17 protein-coding genes are annotated in these 21,097 nt (G+C 73.1%); 7 read left to right on the top strand and 10 right to left on the bottom strand.

All coding sequences use genetic code 11. The features are described 5' to 3' along the window. Positions 1–144: 144 nt before the first annotated feature. From manA to GTY56_RS08170, 5 genes are all read right to left on the bottom strand, one after another. Positions 145–1,296, bottom strand: a complete 1,152-nt coding sequence (gene manA, locus GTY56_RS08190; RefSeq protein ID WP_161363975.1) for a mannose-6-phosphate isomerase, class I — start codon at positions 1,294–1,296, stop codon at positions 145–147. A 56-nt stretch (positions 1,297–1,352) separates the two neighbouring features. Continuing rightward, positions 1,353–2,480, bottom strand: coding sequence for an SIS domain-containing protein (locus GTY56_RS08185; RefSeq protein WP_107457155.1), 1,128 nt, complete (start codon positions 2,478–2,480; stop codon positions 1,353–1,355). 110 nt (positions 2,481–2,590) lie between these two features. Beyond that, positions 2,591–2,761 (bottom strand): Trm112 family protein, encoded by a 171-nt coding sequence (locus GTY56_RS08180; RefSeq protein ID WP_107457154.1) that lies wholly within the window; start codon positions 2,759–2,761, stop codon positions 2,591–2,593. Positions 2,762–2,831: 70 nt separating this feature from the next. Then, positions 2,832–4,196 carry a phosphomannomutase/phosphoglucomutase gene (locus GTY56_RS08175; RefSeq protein WP_161363973.1) on the bottom strand — a complete coding sequence of 455 codons (1,365 nt, stop codon included), beginning with the start codon at positions 4,194–4,196 and terminating at the stop codon, positions 2,832–2,834. 167 nt (positions 4,197–4,363) lie between these two features. Then, positions 4,364–4,786, bottom strand: a complete 423-nt coding sequence (locus GTY56_RS08170) for a DUF3499 family protein (protein WP_161363971.1) — start codon at positions 4,784–4,786, stop codon at positions 4,364–4,366. Between the two features lie 294 nt (positions 4,787–5,080). Here GTY56_RS08170 and GTY56_RS08165 point away from each other — a divergent pair, with 294 nt between their 5' ends. Next, on the top strand, positions 5,081–5,536 hold the full coding sequence (locus GTY56_RS08165; protein WP_106974439.1) for a metallopeptidase family protein: 456 nt from the start codon (positions 5,081–5,083) through the stop codon (positions 5,534–5,536). Between the two features lie 21 nt (positions 5,537–5,557). On the opposite strand, the gene GTY56_RS08160 is transcribed toward GTY56_RS08165, so the two are convergent. From GTY56_RS08160 to GTY56_RS08150, 3 genes are all read right to left on the bottom strand, one after another. Beyond that, positions 5,558–7,090: a DUF5719 family protein gene (locus GTY56_RS08160; protein WP_161363969.1), complete on the bottom strand. Its 1,533-nt coding sequence runs from the start codon at positions 7,088–7,090 to the stop codon at positions 5,558–5,560. After that, positions 7,087–10,764: a glycosyltransferase family 2 protein gene (locus GTY56_RS08155; RefSeq protein WP_161363967.1), complete on the bottom strand. Its 3,678-nt coding sequence runs from the start codon at positions 10,762–10,764 to the stop codon at positions 7,087–7,089. Before GTY56_RS08155 ends, GTY56_RS08160 begins: the two co-directional genes overlap by 4 nt. Positions 10,765–10,925: 161 nt before the next feature. Next, positions 10,926–11,189 carry a WhiB family transcriptional regulator gene (locus tag GTY56_RS08150; protein WP_010034659.1) on the bottom strand — a complete coding sequence of 88 codons (264 nt, stop codon included), beginning with the start codon at positions 11,187–11,189 and terminating at the stop codon, positions 10,926–10,928. Positions 11,190–11,846: 657 nt separating this feature from the next. On the opposite strand from GTY56_RS08150, the gene GTY56_RS08145 reads away from it, so the two are divergent. From GTY56_RS08145 to GTY56_RS08130, 4 genes are all read left to right on the top strand, one after another. Then, the gene (locus tag GTY56_RS08145; RefSeq protein WP_161363965.1) at positions 11,847–12,353 is read left to right on the top strand and encodes a cysteine dioxygenase; all 507 of its coding nucleotides are present in this window, start codon (positions 11,847–11,849) and stop codon (positions 12,351–12,353) included. Positions 12,354–12,388: 35 nt separating this feature from the next. Beyond that, the gene (gene cofD, locus GTY56_RS08140; RefSeq protein ID WP_161363963.1) at positions 12,389–13,348 is read left to right on the top strand and encodes a 2-phospho-L-lactate transferase; all 960 of its coding nucleotides are present in this window, start codon (positions 12,389–12,391) and stop codon (positions 13,346–13,348) included. Further along, positions 13,345–14,664 (top strand): coenzyme F420-0:L-glutamate ligase, encoded by a 1,320-nt coding sequence (locus GTY56_RS08135; protein WP_161363961.1) that lies wholly within the window; start codon positions 13,345–13,347, stop codon positions 14,662–14,664. The genes cofD and GTY56_RS08135 overlap by 4 nt, the downstream gene beginning before the upstream one ends. A 61-nt stretch (positions 14,665–14,725) precedes the next feature. Next, a complete protein-coding gene (locus GTY56_RS08130; RefSeq protein ID WP_161363960.1) occupies positions 14,726–15,727 on the top strand; it encodes a DNA-3-methyladenine glycosylase family protein in 1,002 nt (333 codons plus the stop codon). A gap of 156 nt (positions 15,728–15,883) precedes the next feature. Here GTY56_RS08130 and manB read toward each other — a convergent pair whose 3' ends face one another. Together manB and GTY56_RS08120 are read right to left on the bottom strand one after the other, a co-directional pair. After that, positions 15,884–16,966: a mannose-1-phosphate guanylyltransferase gene (manB, locus tag GTY56_RS08125; RefSeq protein ID WP_161363958.1), complete on the bottom strand. Its 1,083-nt coding sequence runs from the start codon at positions 16,964–16,966 to the stop codon at positions 15,884–15,886. Between the two features lie 144 nt (positions 16,967–17,110). Then, complete coding sequence (locus GTY56_RS08120) at positions 17,111–18,571, bottom strand: peptidoglycan recognition protein family protein (protein ID WP_161363956.1); 1,461 nt, start codon at positions 18,569–18,571, stop codon at positions 17,111–17,113. 149 nt (positions 18,572–18,720) lie between these two features. Here GTY56_RS08120 and GTY56_RS08115 point away from each other — a divergent pair, with 149 nt between their 5' ends. Next, the gene (locus GTY56_RS08115; protein ID WP_161363953.1) at positions 18,721–19,491 is read left to right on the top strand and encodes a TIGR03089 family protein; all 771 of its coding nucleotides are present in this window, start codon (positions 18,721–18,723) and stop codon (positions 19,489–19,491) included. A 133-nt stretch (positions 19,492–19,624) separates the two neighbouring features. Then, positions 19,625–20,818 (top strand): LCP family glycopolymer transferase, encoded by a 1,194-nt coding sequence (locus tag GTY56_RS08110; RefSeq protein WP_161363952.1) that lies wholly within the window; start codon positions 19,625–19,627, stop codon positions 20,816–20,818. Positions 20,819–21,097 lie beyond the last annotated feature (279 nt).

The raw sequence follows: 21,097 nt of genomic DNA, 5'->3' as shown, positions 1-21,097 counted from the left end.
GTCCCTTCGTACGCCGTTTTCCAGGGGCCGGGACGCCGCCGTGTGCGGCGTCCGTGGCTTTGCCCGTGCTTGACGGTGGGCCATTGTTGCAGCCCGTTCCGGCCGCGGTGTCTCAGGTCACCACCACGGGGGGCGTCGAAACGGTCAGGCGATGACGGTGGCCCGGAAAAGCGTTCCCGTTCCGGATACTTCGGCCTTTTCGTCGGCCGGGACGAAGACGGACGCGCCGGGGGTCAGCTGGTGCTCGCCGACGCGGACCGTACCGGCCGTGCAGAGCAGGATCTGGGGGGTCGGGCGGGTGAGATCGTGGGCGGCACCGGCTTCGGGCAGGACGTAGCGGGAGAGGCGGAACTCGTCGATGGGGGTCTCGTAGACCTCCTCGCCGTCCGGAGAGGCCTCGGGGCGCAGGACGCCGGGGTCGCTGGGGAGGAAGCGGACGATGCGCAGGAGTTCGGGGACGTCGACGTGCTTGGGGGTCAGGCCGCAGCGCAGGACGTTGTCGGAGTTGGCCATGATCTCCACGCCGAGGCCGTTCAGGTAGGCGTGCGGGATGCCGGCCCCGAGGTAGAGGGCCTCGCCGGGCTGGAGCCGGACGTGGTTCAGCAGCATCGCGGCGATGACACCGGGGTCGCCCGGGTAGTGGTGGGCGATGTCGGCGTAGGGGGCGTAGGCGCCGCCGAGGCGGTCGCAGGCGGCGGCCACTTCCGCGACGGTGCGGGACATCTCGTCGGGGTCGGCGGTGAGGATCGCCGTGAGGACCTCGCGCAGGGCGGCGTCTTCGGGGTGGGCGTGCAGCAGGTCGACGTAGGGCTTGAGGGAGTCGACTCCGAGGTCGTCGAGGAGGGCCGCTGCCTCCAGCGGGGCGCGGAAGCCGCACAGGCCGTCGAACTCGGTGAGGGCGCAGATCAGTTCGGGCTTGTGGTTGGCGTCCTTGTAGTTGCGGTGCGGGGCGTCCACGGGGATGCCCCGGCGTTCCTCGTCCGCGTAGCCCTCCTTCGCCTGGTCGAGGTCGGGGTGGACCTGGAGGGAGAGCGGGGCGCCCGCGGCGAGGAGCTTGAGCAGGAAGGGCAGCCGGGGGCCGAACCTGTCGACGGCGGCTGCTCCGAGTTCCTTCTCGGGGTCGGCGCCGACGACCTCGACGAGTGTGCCCCGGTCGGTGCGCGAGGGCGCGCCGGGGTGGGCGCCCATCCACATCTCCGCCTGCGGTTCGCCGGTCGGTTCGACGCCGAGCAGCTGCGGGATGGCGGTCGGGGAACCCCAGGCGTAGGGGCGGATGGTGTTGTCGAGGCGGTCCATGGCGTTTCTCTCTGGGTGTGCTGGGGTGCGGGCGCTTCAGGGTGTCCCGGGCAAGATCAGGCCCTCGAAGCGAGCGCCAGGTAAACCGCGGCGAAATCCGTGATGGCGATCAGTTCCGCGAGGGTCTCCAGTTCGTCGCCGGCCTCCGGTTCCAGCTCGCTGATCGGTGTGTCGTGGCTGAGGGCGAGGTCGCGGGCGCCGGGGGCGGCGGTGAGGCCGCCGATGGGGCGGTCGCGGAGCAGGACCACGCGCGCGTGCAGGGCGGGTGGTTCCTCGACGCGGTCGCGGAAGAAGTCGTCGGGGTCGGCGCTGGCGGCCAGTGGTCCCGCGAGCAGGGCGCCGTGGGCGGCGAGCGCCTCGGGGAGTTCGGCGACGACCGCGGGGGTTCCGGACAGTTCGGCCAGGGCGGCCGCGAAGCGGCGGCCGGCCGGGCCCGCCGAGATGCCCTCGGTCCAGACGACCGGGAGTGCGTCGGCGAGTTCGGCGGCGAGGGTCTTGGCGGCGTTGCTGTACGTGGCGATGGCCGGGCCGCAGCGTTCGGCGACGCGGTCGAGGCGGTCGGCGACCTTGCCGAGGGCGTCGGGCGGGGCGGCGAGCACGCCGGTGCGGTCCAGGAGCGCGAGCAGCGGGGTGAGCAGGGCCCACAGGACGCCGGGTGCGGACGCGGCGAGGGGCTCGTCCTGGTCGTACGGGGCGGTGGCCATGGGGACGAACAGGCCGTGCACGCCGGCGACGGCATCGGCGAGCGGGGTGCGGGCGGGGGCCACGGCGACGACGGTGCAGCCCCGGCGGTAGGCCTGCTCGGCGAGGAGGGACAGGCCCGGTTCGGTGCCGTCTGGGGTGGTGATCAGCAGGAGGTCGACGGAGCCGACCCAGCCGGGCAGTTCCCAGCGCAAGGCACCGGCGGCGGGGGCGACGCCGGTGGGGGCGAGGCGGGTGACCGGGCTGCCGGCGCCGGCGAGCGTGCCGATGAGGTCGGCGGCGTGGGTGGCGGCGGCACCCGGGCCGGCGATGAGGACCGCGCGGGGGCGGCCGTCCGGCTTGAGGTCGCCCACGCCCGCCTCGGCGGCGTGGCGGGCGGCGGTGCGGACACGGGCGCCGGCTTCTGCGGCGCCGCGGAGCAGTCCGCGGTGGTCGGCCTCGGCGAGGCCCTCCGGGGAGTCGAGCAGCGATTCGTCGAGCATGGGCGGCAGCTTCCCATCGCCGGGGTCCGTTGTCGGTGTCCTGGATCGTGCCCGCTGTGCCGGGGGCTATGTGCACCGTGGTTGCGCGGGGGTGCGTGCGCCCCCGCCGGTCACGCGGGGCGGCGGGCCTCGTCGACGAGCAGGACGGGGATGCCGTCGCGGACGGGGTAGGCCAGGCCGCAGCTGCCGTCGGTGCAGATCAGTTCGGCTTCCTGCTCCTTGAGGGGGGCGTGGCAGGCCGGGCAGGCGAGGATGTCGAGGAGGCCGGATTCGAGGGCCATGAGGGATTCCTCCGAGGTGCGGGCGCGTGAGGTCGTGCCTGGTCAGGTTACCGCCGGTGGGGGTGGGGCCTCAGCTCCTGATGATCCCCAGCACTTCGTCGCGCACCCGGGCCATCGTCTCGGCGTCCCTCGCCTCCGCGTTCAGGCGCAGCAGCGGTTCCGTGTTGGAGGGGCGGACGTTGAACCACCAGTCGGCGGCGGAGACCGTGAGGCCGTCGAGCTCGTCGAGGGTGACGTCCTCGCGGGTGCCGTACGCGGAGCGGATCGCGGCGAGGCTGGCCTGCTGGTCGGCGACGGTGGAGTTGATCTCGCCGGAGCCGGCGTAGCGGTCGTACTGGGCCACGAGGGCGGAGAGGGGGCCGTCCTGGCCGCCGAGGGCCGCCAGGACGTGGAGGGCGGCCAGCATGCCCGTGTCGGCGTTCCAGAAGTCGCGGAAGTAGTAGTGCGCTGAGTGCTCGCCGCCGAAGATCGCGCCGGTACGGGCCATCTCGGCCTTGATGAAGGAGTGGCCGACGCGCGTGCGGACCGGGCTGCCGCCGTTCTCCTCGACGACCTCGGGGACCGACCAGGACGTGATCAGGTTGTGGATGATGGTGCCCTTGCCGCCGTGCCGGGCCAGTTCGCGGGAGGCGACGAGGGCGGTGATGGCCGACGGGGAGACCGGTTCGCCGCGCTCGTCGACGACGAAGCAGCGGTCGGCGTCGCCGTCGAAGGCGAGGCCCAGGTCGGCCCCCTCCTCGCGGACCCGCTTCTGCAGGTCGACGAGGTTGGCCGGGTCGAGGGGGTTGGCCTCGTGGTTGGGGAAGGTGCCGTCGAGCTCGAAGTACATCGGGACCGGTGTCAGCGGCAGGCCGGCGAAGACCTCGGGGACGGTGTGCCCGCCCATGCCGTTGCCCGCGTCGACCACGACCTTCAGGGGGCGGATGGAGGTCAGGTCGACCAGGGAGCGCAGATGGGCCGCGTAGTCCGACAGCGTGTCACGGCCGGTGATCGTGCCCGCCTGCGCGGCCGGCTCGGGGGCACCCGACTCGCTCCAGGCCTCCACCAGTTCACGGATCTGTGCCAGGCCGGTGTCCTGGCCGACCGGGGCGGCGCCCGAGCGGCACATCTTGATGCCGTTGTACTGGGCCGGGTTGTGGGAGGCGGTGAACATGGCGCCGGGCAGGTTCAGCGCGCCCGAGGCGTAGTACAGCTGGTCGGTCGAGCAGAGGCCGATCTCCGTCACGTCGGCGCCCAGGGCGGCCGCCCCGCGCGCGAAGGCACGCGACAGGCCCGGTGAGGAGGGCCGCATGTCGTGCCCGGTCGTGATGGCGCTCGCGCCGGTGACCCGCACGAAGGCCGCTCCGAAGAGCTCGGCCAGGGACTCGTCCCACTGGTCGGGGACGACTCCGCGTACGTCGTACGCCTTCACGACCTGCGACAGATCAGCAGCCACGGCCAACCTTCCTGAAAAAGTACTGTCGGTCCGCCCAAACTACCCTCGCCCGCCGACAGCGCGCCGGGCGGATGCCAGGAGGACCCCCAGCCGTAACCTCAGGTCAGGGCAGCATCCAGTCCGGGACCGGGTGTCAAGGGTGCGTGTGCCGAGAAACCGGGAAGGGGTCAGTTGTCGGGCGACCGCAGGACCCGCAGATGGCCGCGTCGCGCGACCTCCCTCGGGTCGGCCCCGCGGCCTCCGCCGCCGGCCTCGGCCGCCCGCTCCTGGGGTCGGGCCGCCTCGCGCACGGCGTTCGCAAGCGCTTCCAGGTCGTCGCCGCTGGGCCGGGCCGGAGCCGAGCCGTCGAGGAGCCGGACGACCTCCCAGCCGCGCGGGGCGGTGAGGCGCTCGGAGTGCTCGGCGCACAGGTCGTAGCAGTGGGGTTCGGCGTAGGTGGCGAGCGGGCCGAGGACCGCGGTCGAGTCGGCGTAGACGTACGTCAGCGTCGCGACGGCGGGACGGCCGCAGGCGGTGCGCGAACAGCGACGTACAGGGCTCACGATGTTGGACGGTACCGCACTCTTGAGCGGGCCGCGACGACTCTCCACCAGGTCACCCCACCGTGTCGTGCTGTGAAGCGCCCCACACCCCCTTTTGGGCACACCGCGCTGACCTGCCGGGACATCGCTGTCCGGAGTGCCGGACGGTGCCCCAAGCGGTCAACAGTCATCACAAAACCCTCAATTGCCGTGAGGTCGCCGGTCTCGGCGGGATACGGATTTGAGCCCAACCTTGGCTTGAATGGTCATGTAACGACATGCCGTGGGGCGCGGCCGGAAGCCGCCCGTGCCGCCGTGCGGTGCCAGGCGCGGGGGCGCGGCGGGGACTACCCTTCACCAGTGATGGACAAGCCTGTACCGCCCCGTGCCGCCGCCCCCGGGCCCCGCCGTCGTGATCGACACGGACGGGGCATGCGCGGCCCCATCGCACCGCCGCAGGTGCCGCTCGCCGCGAGCCGCGCGGAGGCGTTCGCCGACCTGGTGCAGGACTCCGTGGAGCGCCTGGAGCGCCGGTGGCCGCAGCTCGCCGACATCGACTTCCTGGTCCTGGAGGTGCCGCGGCTCGACGGGCCGGGCCAGGCCTGGAACGACGAGGCGGTTCCGCTCGGCGGCACGATCAGTGCACGCGAGGGCCGCCCCGCGCGCGTGGTCGTCTACCGGCGGCCGGTCGAGATCCGCACCAAGGGCCGCGACGAGCGGGCTGCGCTGGTGCACGAGGTCGTCGTCGAGCAGGTCGCCGAGCTCCTCGGGCTGACGCCGGAGACGGTGGATCCGCGCTACGGCGAGGACCAGGGCTGAGCCGGACCCCGGTCCGGCCGCCTACTTCTGGAGCACCGACAGGTCCTCGTCCGCCTCCGGGACGGCCACCGTGCCTCGGTCGTCCGGCAGTGTCTGCACGGTGAAGGCGGGAACGCCGCCCTCGGTCGCCGCCAGGGTGCGGGCCCCGTAGACCGGGCCGCCGGAGACCGGCTCGACCGTGAGCGCGTAGGTGCCCTTCAGACCGCCGGGGACCGGGGGTTCGATGTCCTGGGTGGTGCCGGCCTTGATCGTGTACGTCTTCGACACCGGGGTCCCGCCCTCGCTGCCGGCCGAGGCGGTGACCTTGACCGTCGCGGCGGCGTCGGGGGCCGTCAGGGACAGGGTGCTGTCCTTGCCGCTGTTGTCCGCGGACGACGCGCGCGTGCCGACGGGACGGCTGGCGGGGATGAACGCCGTCTCCTGCTTGTCGCCCTTGCCCCGTACGACCCGCAGGGCCGCCACGACCGGCACGGACCGGTCCGTCGGCGTCAGGACCAGGGAGCCCGCCTCACCGCGGGTGACGTCGCCGAGGTCGACGGCGGTCGTCATGCCGCCCTTGACGTGCACGGTCTCGTGACCGGCCGGCGTGATCAGTCCGGAGGGGGAGGCCAGCCGCACCTTCAGGTCCGCGTCGGCGTCGGCGGGGGTGAAGGCGACCAGGCGCACGGAGGTGGCGTCCTTGGGGATGCCGGGCAGGACCAGGCTGCCCGACGGGTCGGCGGACGCGGCCAGCCAGTCACCGCCGAGCTTGTCGTCCAGGGCCTGCACGGCGGCGCCCACGCGCCCGCTGCGGACGTTGACGTGCACGGTGAGGTCGGTCTGCCGCTCGTCGGTGAGGGTGGACAGCAGGACCGGCTCGCTGGAGCGCGGCGGGACCGTGATGCCCTCCCCCACCGCGGACTTCAGGGCGCCGTCCTTGCCGTAGAGCTCGATGTCGACCACGGCGGCCGAGTCGTCGGGGTTGGTCAGGTGGACGTAGTCGGTGCGGTCGGCGTCCGTGCTGACTCCGGGGAACCAGAAGTCGGTGTCCGGAGCGGTGCAGTTGACGCCCTGCAGGCCTCGGCCCGTCCCCGCGGCGACCTCGGTCGTCTCCTGGACGGTCCAGCCGGGCGCGAACCTGCCGTCCGCGGTCCCGACGAGGGCGGGCGCATCGCCGCCGGAGCTGTCGCCGGTGACCGGCTTGCCGGGCTCCTTGGGAGTCAGCACCGGTTCCGCGGGCTTGTCCTTGCCGGACTTCCCGTCGTCCTTGCCCCTGCCTTCGTCCTTGCCGTCGGCCGGCGCGTCCGCCGACTCCTCGGCGGCCGCCCGCAGTTCGGCCCTGCCGCCACTCCCGGTGCCCTTCGTGACGGGCGTGAAGGAGGTGTAGGACGTCTCGGCGAGGTCGGACGTGCTGGGCGCCGGGCACAGCAGGCTCGTGCGCTCAACGGGCAGTTGGGCGGCCGCCTTGCCGGCGGTGTCCGTGCCCGGGGCGTCCGGAGCGGACAGCACGGCGAAGCCGGTGACGGCGGCGAGCGCGGTCGTGCCTGCGATCAGGGACAGGGTGGTGCGGTTCACTGCTGGCTCCCGTCGGGACGCTCACTGCCCGTGCCGTGGGGGTGGTGCTGCTGCGCCGGGTCGTGGGGCGTGCCATAGCCCTGCTGGTAGGCCTGGTCGTAGCCCTGCTGGTCGTAGCCCTGCTGTTCGTACGGCGGGTTCTGGCCCTGTCCCCCGTAGGCGTACGGGTCGTACTGGCCGGCCTGGTAGGGGTCCGGCTGGTACTGCTGCCCGTAGGCGTCCGCGGGGTACTGGGCGTTCTGGTACTGGTCGCCGTAGTTCGCGTACTGGCCGCCCTGGTGGGCGGCGTTGTCCCACTCACCCTGGTTCTGCTGCTGGGGCACGGCCACCGGCGGCTGCTGCGGGGGCGGGAACTCCTCGGGGCCCGCGCTCTCTTCGGCCTCGGACTCGGCCTCCGCCTGGGCGCGCAGGCGCCGGGCGCGACGGCCCTCCCCGGCGACGGCCTGGGCCGGGACGGCAGGCTCCTCGGGGAGGTCGTCGTCGATGTCGCCGCGCCGGCCGGGCAGGGCGAGCACCACCAGGACGACGGCGAGCAGGCCCTGGGCCCACAGCCAGGCCGTGTGGCCGATCGGGTCGTCGTGGGTGACGTCCAGCCTGCCGCCGGTGGCGGGCAGTTCGAAGCCCTGGGCCCAGCCGTCGACCGTGGTGGGGGTCAGCGGCTTGCCGTCGAGCGTGGCGGACCAGCCGTCGGAGGCGGAGTCGGCGAGGCGCAGCACGCGTCCGTCCGCGCCGGGCGGGATCGTCGTGTGGATGTCGACCGGTCCGGCGGCGACGGGCTGCGGGGCGCCGGCGGATCCGGAGGCGGGGGTGATGGTGGCGCGCGCGACCTCACGGTTGACGCGCCACAGGGCGCCGCCGTCCTGCTGGCTGAGGCGGGTCAGGCCGGGCGTGGCGTCGAGGACGCGGGTGACCTCCCGGGGCGCGCCCTGGTGGACGAGGACGTAGCGCACGGCGAAGCCGCCGAGCTGGCCGGCCTGGTCGGCGCCGGAACCGGCGACCAGGTTGGCGACGACCTTGTCGAGCCTGCTGTTCTCCCCGTCGGCGGCGGCGATCTCGCCGTCGCCGAGGCGGGCGCCCGAGCCGCGGACCAGCATGTAGCCGACGTGGGCGCCGGAGTCGCTGTCGAGGACGAGGGTGCGGGCCTGGTCGCGGGTGCCGCTCTCCTCCGCGACGAATGCCGGGACCTGGGTGGGGTCGCGCCGCTCCAGCGGGCCGTCGGCGCCCCGGATCATCCAGCCGGCGGCGATGAGCAGCGGGCCTGCGGCCGAGGCGAAGGCGATCAGCACGGCGACCGGCTGGCGCCAGCCGAAGCTCTGCTCGGCCACCCGCGCGCGGGCACCGTCGGCGCCGAGCGCGGCGGCGGCCAGCAGGGCGATGCCGTAGACGAGGGTCGCCGGGCCGGCCCAGGTGGAGCCGTTGGACAGGACCGCGAAGACGAAGCCGGTCAGGGCGACCGCCCAGGCCGTCCAGATGCCCGACTGGCGTTCCGAGCGCACCAGGGCGGCGAGGGCGGCCAGGACGATGCCGATGACCATGAGGCCGCTGACGGTGCCGGGGCCGCCCGGGCTGGCGCCGAGCAGGTCGAGGGCGGAGGCGGCCGAGGGGCCGTAGTCCAGGCCTGCTTCCTTGAGGAAGCCGAACGGGAGCAGCGTCAGCGACCAGGGCGCGAGGAGCAGCAGGGGGGTGCCGAGCTGGGCGAGGAACCGCAGCCCGTAGGCCGTGATGTCGCTCCGGCGCAGCACCAGCAGTCCGATGCCGAGGAGCAGCGCGATGGGCCACACGATCGGCGTGAAGGCGGTGGTGATGGTCAGCAGCAGCGCGTACGCCCAGGTGGCGCGCCAGCTGCCGCGAGCTCCGGCGGAGTTCGTCAGGCCGCCGGCCGCGATGCCCGCGCGGGCGATGAGCGGCAGCAGCACGGCCAGGACGGCGGTGCCGATGCGGCCGCCGGCGAGGGCACCGGTGGCGGCGGGCAGGAAGGCGTAGACGACGGCCGCCCAGGCGCGCAGCAGCCGGGACTCCACGAGCGGGCGGGAGGCGAAGTAGGCGGCGACTCCGGCCAGGGGCACCGAGCCGACGAGCAGGACCGTGACGGCGAGGCCGGTCGAACCGAACAGCAGGGACGCCAGCATCGCCACGAGCGCGATGTACGGCGGCGCGGACGAGGTGCCGCCGGCGCCGACCGGATGCCAGGCGTCCAGGTAGCGCGACCACAGCTCTGCGGAGTCGGCCGGGGCGGGCAGCAGGGCGCCGCCCGCGAGCGCGCCGCCGCCGAGGAGCTGACGGCAGGCGACCAGGGAGACGAGCAGCAGCACCAGGAAGAGCACCGGGCCGGGCTTGCGCGCGATGCGCTTGAGCCGGGCGAACTGCTCGATCTCCAGGAAGTCGGCGTCATCGCCGCCCGGGCCCGACTCGACGGCGCCGCCGTGCCGTCCCGCGCCGGCGGCGACCTCCGGGTCGGAGCGGCCGACGAGGCTGCTCGCGACCTGCTCGACGGTGACGCGGACGGTCGCGCCGGGCGGCGGGAACAGTGCCCGCAGCTCGCCCTTGTCGATCTGTGGTGCGCCTCTGCCACGCCGCCCGGCGAGGATCCGCTCGGGCCGGAGCAGCGTGCCCAGCAGGCCGCGGATCTCGTCGACGGCCTGTCCGGGGACCTTGCCGACCAGGTAGGCGACGGTCCGCAGCAGGGTGCCGAGCACGATCCGCAGCATCACCCAGGGGAGTACGGCCGTGCGCGAGTTGACGAGCAGGGTGTAGACCGCGCCGGCCTTGTCGACCTTGTGCGGGGAGGCGGCCGTGCGGCCCATGCAGTCGACCGTGCGGCGCTCGCGGCTGGACGCCTCGGCGTGCCGGACGACCGCCTCGGGGGCGACCAGGACGCGGTAACCGGCTGCGTGCGCGCGCCAGCACAGGTCGACGTCGTCGCGCATGAGGGGCAGGTGGCGGTCGAATCCGCCGAGCTGCTCGAAGACGTCGCGGCGCACGAGCATGCCGGCGGTGGACACCGAGAGCACGGTCCGGACGTGGTCGTGCTGGCCCTGGTCCTGCTCGCGGCGGTCGAGGCCGGTCCAGCGGCGGCCGGAGTTGGCGATGGAGACGCCGACCTCCAGCAACTGCCGCCGGTCGTACCAGCCGCGGAGCTTGGGTCCCACGACGGCCACGTCCTCGCGGCCCAGCTCGTACTCGTTGTCCACGACCCGCAGCAGCTGGGCCAGGGCGTCCGGGTCCGGGGCGCAGTCGTCGTGCAGCAGCCACAGCCACTGCACCGGCTCGCCGTGCGGCAGCTCGGGCAGGTCGTAGGCGTCGTCGCGCCACGAGCGCGTGACAGGGTCCCAGCCGCTGGGGCGCTTCAGGTACGGCAGCTCGTCCGGGGTGAGGACCGGGGCGGTGCGGCCGCACTCCTCGACGGCCTGGCCGAAGCCGGTGCGGCGGGCGAGGTGCAGCACGCGGTCGGCGCCGAGGGCGTCGGTGACCAGCTGGGCGGAGGCGTCCGCGCTGCCGGTGTCGGCGCCCATCGCGTACTGGACGGGGCGCTCCTGGCCGAGCAGCCCGGCGAGCGCGTCGGGCAGCCAGCGGGCGCCGTCGTGGGAGACGAGGACCGCGGTCACCACATGACGCGGGAACTCAGGTGTGGCAGCGGCGTCGTGATGGGCTGCCGAGTGGCTGTGCACGGACATCGAGGTACGGGCCCCGGTTCGGTGGACTGCGGTGGACGCCCGCGCCCTCAGGGGGCGGTGGGGCGTCTCGGACGAGCGACCACACTATCGGCTGCACGGAAGACGGCCCGCCGCCTGTGGATAACCCACGGACGACGGGCCGTTCACGCAGAGGGGTGGGGTCAGACGGCCGCCTTCTTCAGCCGGCGGCGCTCCCGCTCGGACAGGCCGCCCCAGATGCCGAACCGCTCGTCGTTGGCGAGGGCGTACTCGAGGCACTCGGAGCGGACCTCGCAGGCGAGGCAGACCTTCTTGGCCTCCCTGGTGGAGCCGCCCTTCTCGGGGAAGAAGGACTCGGGGTCGGTCTGGGCGCACAGCGCGCGCTCCTGCCAGCCGAGTTCCTCGTCCGCGTCGTCGACCAGCAGTTGCTGCACCGTCTCGGTCATGTGCGCCCCTCGTCTGTCTTCGCGTCCCCGTGATCTAGCCGTTACCGATTCCGGCTGAACGACACGAGTGAAATTACAAGTGTGCTGCTCCGGGCGAGTCAAGCCGAGATCTGCTATTGAGCCCCTTATTCACTCTGCGGAACCAAGCCCATGCGGAAAGTGTTCAAATCACCATAAAACCTGACACACGGGCGGAGTCCACGAGGGCCCACACGTTCCGCCGGACCCCTCGCGGACCTCTGCAGAGAAGGACGCCCAGGAGTTCGATCTCGTTCCGACACGCACGTCGAAGCGAAACGGATCACAGTCGGATCACGACTACGCAACGGGGTTTGTGCGCCCGGTTGGACGCCATGTGTCCCGGGCGGGCCATGAACAAACCTTTCATCTGAGCGATCGACCGGATGAGGTGAACCACATCCCACATACCGGGTGTCGAGTTGACAGTGAAGGTGTGAACCGGTGTCCTTGTGGGCATGCTCGCGAACTTGGCACTCACCTCGACCCGCACCACCGGGTCCCACGGTGCTGCCCGCGCTCGCTGTAGCTGTTGCTGTCCCAGCTGTTGAGCCACACCCGCTCCAGCTGAAGGCCGAGTCACCCATGGCTCGGCTCCCGTTCCCTCTGACCTTCTTTCACTGAGGAACCACGCATCCCATGAACAGCGACAGCGACCTCCAGATCGCCGGCGACATCCTCGAAGTCACGCACCTCCTCCAGACCCCCCGCGAGCACCCGGCCACGGTCGCCGAGTTCGTCGGCCTGGCCCGTTCCCTCGCCGAGGACCGCTCCCAGTGGGAACACCTGGTCCGCTACGACGCCACCACCCGCTGGTACCACCGGCTGCGCACCGGCCCCGGCTACGAGGTGTGGCTGCTGTCCTGGGTCCCCGGGCAGGGCAGCGGGCTGCACGACCACGGCCGCTCCTCCGGTGTGCTGACCGTGCTGGACGGCACGCTGACCGAGCGCACGGAGCGGGGCACGCGCGCCTTGCGGGCGGGCGCGCAGCGCGTGTTCGCGCCGGGGTACGTGCACGAAGTCGTCAACGACGCGCTGGAGCCGGCGGTGAGCCTGCACGTCTACTACCCGGGCCTCACCGAGATGCCGATGCACACCGCCCCGCACTGCGAGGCCCGAACCGTCCCGGGTGCCCTGACTGCCTGACCCGGATGTCGTAGCCGCCTGCAAGACTGTCGCCCATGCGCATTGTGGTTCTGGCAGGCGGCATCGGCGGTGCCCGGTTCCTGCGTGGTCTGAAGCGGGCCGTCCCGGACGCGGAGATCACGGTCATCGGCAACACCGGGGACGACATCCACCTCTTCGGGCTGAAGGTCTGCCCGGACCTCGACACGGTGATGTACACGCTCGGCGGCGGCATCAACGAGGAGCAGGGCTGGGGGCGCGCCGACGAGACCTTCCACCTCAAGGAGGAGCTCGCGGCGTACGGCGTCGGGCCCGAGTGGTTCGGTCTGGGCGACCGGGACTTCGCCACCCACATCGTGCGGACGCAGATGATCGGCGCCGGATACCCGCTGAGCGCGGTGACGCAGGCGCTGTGCGACCGCTGGAAGCCGGGGGTGCGGCTGATCCCCATGTCCGACGACCGCGTCGAGACGCACGTGGCCGTCGAGATCGACGGCGAGACCAAGGCGATCCACTTCCAGGAGTACTGGGTGCGGCTGCGCGCCTCGGTGCCCGCCCGGGCCGTCGTGCCGGTCGGCGCCGACCAGGCGAAGCCCGCGCCGGGCGTCCTGGAGGCCATCGCCGAGGCGGACGTGATCCTCTTCCCGCCGTCCAACCCGGTCGTTTCGATCGGCACGATCCTCGCCGTGCCCGGCATCCGGGAGGCGATCGCCGACGCCGGGGTGCCGGTCGTCGGCCTCTCCCCCATCGTCGGCGACGCACCCGTGCGGGGCATGGCCGACAAGGTGCTCGCCGCCGTGGGCGTCGAGTCGACCGCGACGGCGGTGGCCGAGCACTACGGCTCGGGTCTGCTGGACGGCTGGCTCGTGGACTCGGTGGACGCCGCAGCGGTGGACCGGGTCGAGGCGGCAGGGATCCGCTGCCGGGCCGTGCCGCTGATGATGAGCGACGCCGACGCGACCGCGCGGATGGCCCGGGAGGCGCTGGCACTGGCCGAGGAGGTGCGGGGGGCATGAGCGGCGGGACGCAAGGAGCCGCCGGGTACCGGGTGTGGGCCCTGGGCGGGATACCGGAGGTCACGGCCGGGGACGACCTGGCCAAGCTGATCGCGGACGCCGAGCCCGGCCTGGCCGACGGGGACGTGCTGCTCGTCACCTCGAAGATCGTGTCCAAGGCGGAGGGCCGGGTCGTGCGGGCCGCCGACCGGGAGGCCGCGATCGACGCGGAGACGGTCCGGGTGGTGGCCCGGCGCGGCGCCCTGCGGATCGTGGAGAACCGGCAGGGCCTGATCATGGCCGCGGCCGGTGTCGACGCGTCCAACACCCCGTCCGGGACGGTGCTGTTGCTGCCCGAGGACCCGGACGGGTCCGCCCGTGCCATCCGCGACGGACTGCGCGACGCCCTCGGCGTCGACGTGGGCGTCGTCGTCACCGACACCTTCGGCCGGCCCTGGCGCGCCGGACTCACGGACGTCGCGATCGGGGCCGCCGGAGTGCGCGTGCTCGACGATCTGCGCGGCGGCACGGACGCGTACGGCAATCCGCTCAGCGCCACCGTCGTCGCCACGGCCGACGAGCTCGCCGCCGCGGGTGACCTGGTCAAGGGCAAGGCCGCGGGGCGGCCCGTCGCGGTGGTGCGCGGGCTCGCGCACCTGGTGGCACAGGGCGAGGACGGCGAGGGAGCGCGGGCCATGGTCCGCGGCGCGCGGGACGACATGTTCCGCCTCGGCACCTCGGAGGCGGTCCGGCAGGCCGTGACCCAGCGGCGCACGGTCCGGTCCTTCACCGACGAGCCCGTCGACGCGGGTGCCGTACGGCGGGCCGTGGCCGCGGCGGTCACCGCTCCGGCGCCGCACCACACCACGCCGTGGCGGTTCGTGCTGCTGGAGTCGCAGGAGTCGCGCATCCGGCTGCTCGACGCCATGCGGGACGCCTGGATCGCCGATCTGCGGCGGGACGGCAAGAGCGAGGAGTCCATCGCCAGGCGGGTCCGACGCGGGGACGTGCTGCGCAACGCGCCCTGCCTCGTCGTCCCCTGCCTGGTCATGGACGGCTCCCACACCTACGGCGATCCCCGGCGGGACGGCGCCGAGCGGGAGATGTTCGTGGTCGCCGCCGGTGCCGGCGTGCAGAACTTCCTGGTCGCGCTGGCCGGAGAGCGACTGGGATCCGCCTGGGTGTCGTCGACGATGTTCTGCCGGGGCGTGGTGCGCGAGGTGCTGGAGCTGCCCGCGGACTGGGATCCGATGGGGGCGGTGGCGGTCGGGCATCCGGCCGGGGAACCGCGGCCGCGGCCCGGGCGGGACGCGGGGGCGTTCATCGAGGTGCGGTGACAGGTGCCGGGCGGCGCCTACGCTCGTAGGGCTGCTCCTTCAGGATCCAGGGACGTCATTCATGGCAGGACGGTTCGCTCAGCGGCCCACGCGCACGACCGTGCGCGGCGGGCAGGTCGCCGTGCCCCCGGGCGTGCCGCGGCAGGCGACGGGGCCGGGGCGGGTGCGCACGTGGGTGCCGGACGGGCCGCTGGATCTCGGCCTGGTGCTCGGGCCGTTGCGGCGCGGGCCCGGGGATCCGACGTTCCGGGCGACGCCGGACGGTTCCGTGTGGCGGACCAGCCTCACCCCGGCCGGGCCCGGGACGCTCCGGGTGTGCTCGTACGGCGGTGGGGTGCGCGGGGAGGCCTGGGGGCCGGGGGCGGAGTGGCTGCTGGAGGGGCTGCCGGAGCTGCTCGGGGCCGCGGACGACCCGTCGGCGTTCGTGCCGCGGCACCGGCTGCTGGCGTCGGCCCGGCACCGGCGGCCGGGGTTGCGGCTGACCCGGAGCGGGCTCGTGCTGGAGTCGTTGATCCCGTCGATCCTGGAGCAGAAGGTCACCACCGACGAGGCGTACCGGGCGTGGCGGCTGCTGGTCCGGAAGTTCGGGGAACCGGCGCCGGGGCCCGCACCCGCGCGCATGTACGTGATGCCGGAGCCGCGGACGTGGGCGCTGATTCCGTCGTGGGAGTGGCACCGGGCCGGGGTCGACAACAAGCGGGCGTCGACGATCCTGCGTGCCGTGCGGGTCGCTGCGCGGCTGGAGCAGGCGGTGGGGATGGAGCCCGGGGCGGCCCGGGCTCGGCTGGAGCTGGTGCCGGGGGTCGGGCCGTGGACCTCCGCGGAGACGGTGCAGCGCAGTCACGGGGCGGCGGACGAGGTGACGGTGGGGGATCTGCATCTGCCCGGAATCGTGGGGTGGGCACTGGCCGGGGACCGGGATGCGGATGATGCGGCGATGCTGGAGCTGCTGGAGCCGTATGCGGGGCAGCGGCACCGGGCGGCTCGGTTGATTCTGCTGAGCGGGAGGGTGCCGGCGCGGCGGGCGCCGAAGATGCCTCGGTGGGATATCGGGCGGTTGTGAACTGTCGGGTTGAGGTGCTCGGCGTAGTGCTGGGGGCGGGTGAGGCCGCAGCCCGGCGGCGCGGGGTGCCGCTGCGCCCACCCGTGCCGCCCTTAGCGGCACGATTGCCCGCAGCTAGGCGGCTACGCGTGCCCGCAGCGGCGGCCCCCTCCCGTCCTACTGGTCCGACGAGAAGCGGACCGCTCCTGCCGGGATGCGGGCGTCGCACCATATGCGGGCGCCCTGGAGGAGTTCGTTGTCGGGGCCGATCACCGCGCCGTCGCCTATGACCGTGCCCGTGAGGACCGAGCGTTGGCCGACGCGGGCCCGGGTGCCGATGAGGGAGTCGGTGATGACCGCGCCCGGTTCGATGACCGCGCCGGGCAGGATCGTGCTGCCGAAGATCCGCGCCCCCTCCGCGACGAACGCCCCCTCGCCCACCACCGTGCCGCCCGCCAGCTTGGCGTCGGAGGCGACCTGGGCCGTCGGCAGGACCAGACGGTCTCCGCAGCGGCCGGGGACGGCGGGTGACGGGGCCCGGCCCAGGACCAGATCCGCCGAGCCCCGGACGAAGGCCGCCGGGGTGCCGAGGTCCAGCCAGTACGTCGAGTCGACCATGCCCTGGAGGTGGGCACCGGCCGACAGCAGCCCCGGGAAGGTCTCGCGTTCCACCGACACCGGCCTGCCGAGCGGAATGGAGTCGATGACCGAACGGCGGAAGACGTAGGCCCCCGCGTTGATCTGGTCGGTGACGATCTCCTCGGGGGTCTGCGGCTTCTCCAGGAACGCCAGCACCCTGCCCGTCTCGTCGGTGGGGACCAGACCGTACGCCCGCGGGTCGGTGACCTTCGTCAGGTGCAGGGAGACGTCGGCGCCCGACGACGCGTGGGTGTCGACCAGGGCCCGGATGTCGAGGCCCGTCAGGATGTCCCCGTTGAAGATCAGGACCGGGTCGTCGGGGCCGGAGTGCAGCCGTGAGGCCACGTTGCGGATGGCGCCGCCCGTGCCGAGCGGCTCCTCCTCGGTGACGTATTCGAGGTGGAGCCCCAGCGCGGAGCCGTCACCGAAGTACGGCTCGAACACTTCGGCCAGATAGGACGTGGCCAGGACGATGTGCTCGACGCCCGCCGCTCTCGCTCTCGCCAGCTGGTGCGTGAGGAAGGGCACCCCGGCCGCCGGGACCATGGGCTTGGGCGTGTGCACCGTGAGCGGGCGCAGCCGCGTGCCCTTGCCGCCGACCAGGAGGATCGCTTCTGTCACGTGTCGTCTCTGCTTCCTGCCGGGACCGGCCGAACTGTCTTTCGGCCGGTCAGTGTATGCAGACCGTTCCGTGGCGCCTTCGCTGGCCGTGCGGCATTGCGTCCCGCGTCCCCGCATGCCCCCCGACGGCGGTCGAACGTGTACTCAGCGGCCCTGGTAGCGGGCCGCCTTGGAGCGGGCCGAGCCGAGCTTTCCGTAGAGCTTGCGTCCCGGGCACTCGGTCGCGAAGCCGTCCCGGTGCCCCGAGATCACGTTCAGCCGTACCTTCTTACCCTTCCGGTGGAGATTGCTGCCGGCCGACTTCAGGTATGTCTTCCCCTTCGGGTTCATCCGGTACAGCCCCAGCTTCCAGGCGGTCAGCCGGGCGACGGCCTTGACCGCCGACTTCGACGGCTTCGTGGCACCGTACGACCCGAGGACGGCGATCCCCATGCTGTTGCTGTTGAAACCCAGGGTGTGCGCGCCGAGGACCGGTTTCGCCACGCCCCCGGCGCGGCCCTCGTAGATCTTTCCGCACTTGTCGATGAGGAAGTTGTAGCCGATGTCCCGCCACCCCATGCTCTTGACGTGGTAGCGGTAGATACTGCGGATGAGTGACGGGACCTGCGAGCAGCGGTAGTTGTTGCCGCTCGCCGTGTGGTGCACGAAGGCCGCCTTGACCTTCTTCGTGTACCGGAAGCCGCTCTCCCGCAACCCCTCGTCCGCCCCCCAGCCGCGCCGCGTGACGATACCCGGGCGCGGCCCGACGTACGGCTTGGCCTGCCGCTGCTGTTCCGTCAGCCCGCCGGGGTTGAGTGCGAGGTACTCCTGCTCGGTCCGGGTGCGGCTCAGTGCCGTGATCTCGGTGGCTCCGAACGGGGCGAGGTCGGCGTTGGCAGCGGAGGCTTCGGTCAGGGCGGAGGTCTCGGCGTTCGGGGCGCCGACGGCACGGGGGCCCTCCTCGGCGCCGAGGAGGTCGCTGTCCTCGCCGGGGTCGACGAGTTCGAGGCGGAGGCCGGAGGGCAGCGGGGGCGCCGCGGGCAGACGGCGGGCGTCCGGGGACTGCTCCGCCGAGTGGTCGGGCTCGGAGCGGACCCGGAGTTCGACGCCGTCGGAGTCGCCCACCCACAGCGGGGCCGTGGCACCGCGGACGCGGCCCGAGGCCCGCTCGGGGGTGTCCGGGTCGGCGGCGTGGTCGGCGTTGTGGGTCTCCACGTCCTGCCAGCCCGACCAGGTGCCGGTGCCGGCGGCGCGGGTGCGGACCTGGACGCGGCCGTGCAGTTCGGTGGCCGGGTCGTCCCAGACGACACCCACAAGGGAGAAGTGACGTACGGCCCGGCGGGACAGGCCCTGTTCGGCGGAGGAGGGGGCGGAGGGAGTGGCGCGGTCGCGGGTGAGGGGTTCGAGGGGGAGGGACTGGGTGCTGCCCGCGGCGTACGGTTCGGCCGCGTGCCGGCCGGCCGGGGTCGTGGCCGGGGTCCCCGCGTGGGGCGCGGGTCTCGCCGTCGTCGCGGCATCCGTGGCCGGCACCGGTCTCGCCGTCGCCGCGAGGGCGGGAGGGGTGAGGGGAAGGGCCAGAGCGGCCGCACAGGTGACACCGATCGAGGAAGCAAGGAATCCACGCATGCCCCTGATCTTGGACATAGTCATATAAGTCTGTCCATTTGGGATGTGACGGATTGTCGGCCGGGTTCGGCCGAACCGGTGGCGGCTCCCCGGCGGGGCGGAGGCCGGGCCGCTGGGCGCGAGGGCGTGCGCCGCGTACGCTTGCGCGGATGAACGCCACCGATCGCACCCCCGCCGACCTGCTGGGTTCCGCGCTCGCCGCGGATCCGGGACGTCCGCTGGTGACCTTCTACGACGACGCCACGGGCGAACGTGTCGAACTGTCCGTGGCCACCTTCGCCAACTGGGTGGCCAAGACCGCCAACCTCCTCCAGGACGAGCTGTCCGCCGAGCCCGGCGACCGGGTGGCACTGCTGCTGCCCGCGCACTGGCAGACGGCGGTGTGGCTGCTGGCGTGTGCGTCGGTGGGCGTCGTGGCGGACGTGTCCGGGGATGCCCGGGCGGCCGATGTCGTGGTGAGCGGGCCGGACCGGCTGGAGGAGGCACGGGCCTGCTCCGGCGTGCGGATCGCGATGGCGCTGCGGCCGCTCGGCGGGCGGTTTCCGCAGACTCCCGAGGGGTTCACCGACTACGCGGTGGAAGTCCCGGGGCAGGGCGACCGGTTCGTGCCGTACGCACCCGTGGATCCGGAGGGGCCCGCGCTGATCGTGGCCGGGCGGGAGTTCAGCGGGGCCGAGGTGGTCGAGCGGGCCCGGGCCGAGGCGACGGCGCTGGGCCTGACCGGGCCGGGGTCGCGGATCCTGTCGGGGCTGCCGTACGACACGTGGGACGGGCTGAACGCGGGGCTGTACGCGCCCCTGGCCACGGGAGGCTCCGTGGTGCTGTGCCGGCATCTGGAGCAGGCCGGGGCCGGGGTGCTGGACAAGCGGGTGGAGAGCGAGCGGGTCACGACGATCGCCCGCGGCACCGCAGGCCGGTAGCCGGACCCCTCCCGTACGGACCCTCCCCCGCACGGGCCCTCCCCCGGACGGCCCATCCCCACCCCTCCCCCGCCCGCCATCCGCGCCATGGTCGTAGGAGCAGTGCGCGCGGGGCGTTCCTACGTCAGGAGGGGTGGTTGCTGCCGTGGGCTACAGGGTCGGTCCGGGCGCGGGGGCGTCCGCCAGTGGGCGGGGGCTCGTGCGGCGGCGCCGGCGGCGGTGGGTGCGGATCACGGCGTTCGGGGTCACGGGGCTGCTCGTGGCCGCCGGGGGGATCGGCTGGGCCGTGTACGCGAAGCTCAGCGGGAACATCACCCCCGACGAGGCGGCCGCCGCCGAACTCGCGCGCTACGACCGCGAGCGGCCCACCTCCCTGGTCAAGGACGCCCGGAACATCCTGCTGATCGGGTCGGACTCGCGTGAGGGGAGCGACAACGCCCGCTACGGGCGGGACTCCGGCACCGAGCGGTCCGACACCACGATCCTGCTGCACCTGTCCGCCGGCCGGGACAACGCCACCGCCGTCTCCATCCCCCGGGACCTGATGGTGGACCTGCCGGGCTGCCGGCGTCCGGACGGATCCCGCAGCGCACCCCGGTTCGCCATGTTCAACCAGGCCTTCCAGCTCGGCGGCTCGGCCTGCACCATCCGGACCGCGGAGAAGCTGACCGACATCCGCGTCGACCACCACGTCGTCGTCGACTTCCACGGCTTCAAGGAGATGGTCGACGCGGTCGACGGCGTCGAGGTGTGCCTGCGGCAGCCGATCGACGACCGGGCAGCCAAGCTGCGGCTGCCCGCCGGGCGCGTGACGCTCGACGGAGAGCAGGCCCTGGGCTATGTGCGGGCCCGCAAGACCCTGGGCGACGGCAGCGACACCGAGCGGATGGAGCGGCAGCAGCGTTTCCTCGGGGCACTCGTCAACAAGGTGCGCAGCAATGACGTCCTGCTGAATCCGGCGAAGCTGTATCCCGTGCTGGACGCGGCCACGTCGTCCCTCACCACCGACCCGGAACTGGCGAACTTGCGTGGTTTGTACGCACTCGTGCGCGGCCTGCGCGACATCCCCATGGAACAAGTGCAATTCCTGACCGTCCCCCGGGAGTCGTACGCCTACGACGCCAATCGCGACCAACTCGTGGAGCCCGCGGCAAAGCGGCTGTTCGAGCGGCTGCGTACGGACACACCGGTGGTGGTGGAGGACAACGGCCCACGTGAGGGGTCGTACGGGGATTCGTATCCGGGTCCATTTCGCGATCCCGCCGTCACGGTTTCTCCTCCACCGACGTTTCGGGGGAACACGGCAGCTGAGGACACCTGTGAGTAAAGCGGGCACCAAGGCCGCTCCAGGGCCGTGAGCCCTCCACCGGGAAATGGGCGAATTGCCCAGCTGTAGGGACGTGGAATGGGTCACCGTCGTCGTCCGGCGGCGAAAGGGACGGTTAGTGTGAGCGATCCGGTGCGCCCGGCCCCGAGGGAAGGTCCCGAGGTCGCGCACTGTGTGACCGAGACCCGGGCGCCTTGGAGGGGGAAGGCGCCGCGTGCCCCGACGGAGGAAACAGGCAACCGTGGACGCGCAAGGCCGTGGGCGGGCGGACGACATCGA

Origin of the sequence: Streptomyces sp. SID5643 (assembly GCF_009872555.1) — a bacterium.
GTDB classification, from domain to species: domain Bacteria; phylum Actinomycetota; class Actinomycetes; order Streptomycetales; family Streptomycetaceae; genus Streptomyces; species Streptomyces iakyrus.
This window is presented reverse-complemented; position numbering and strand designations above follow the sequence as displayed.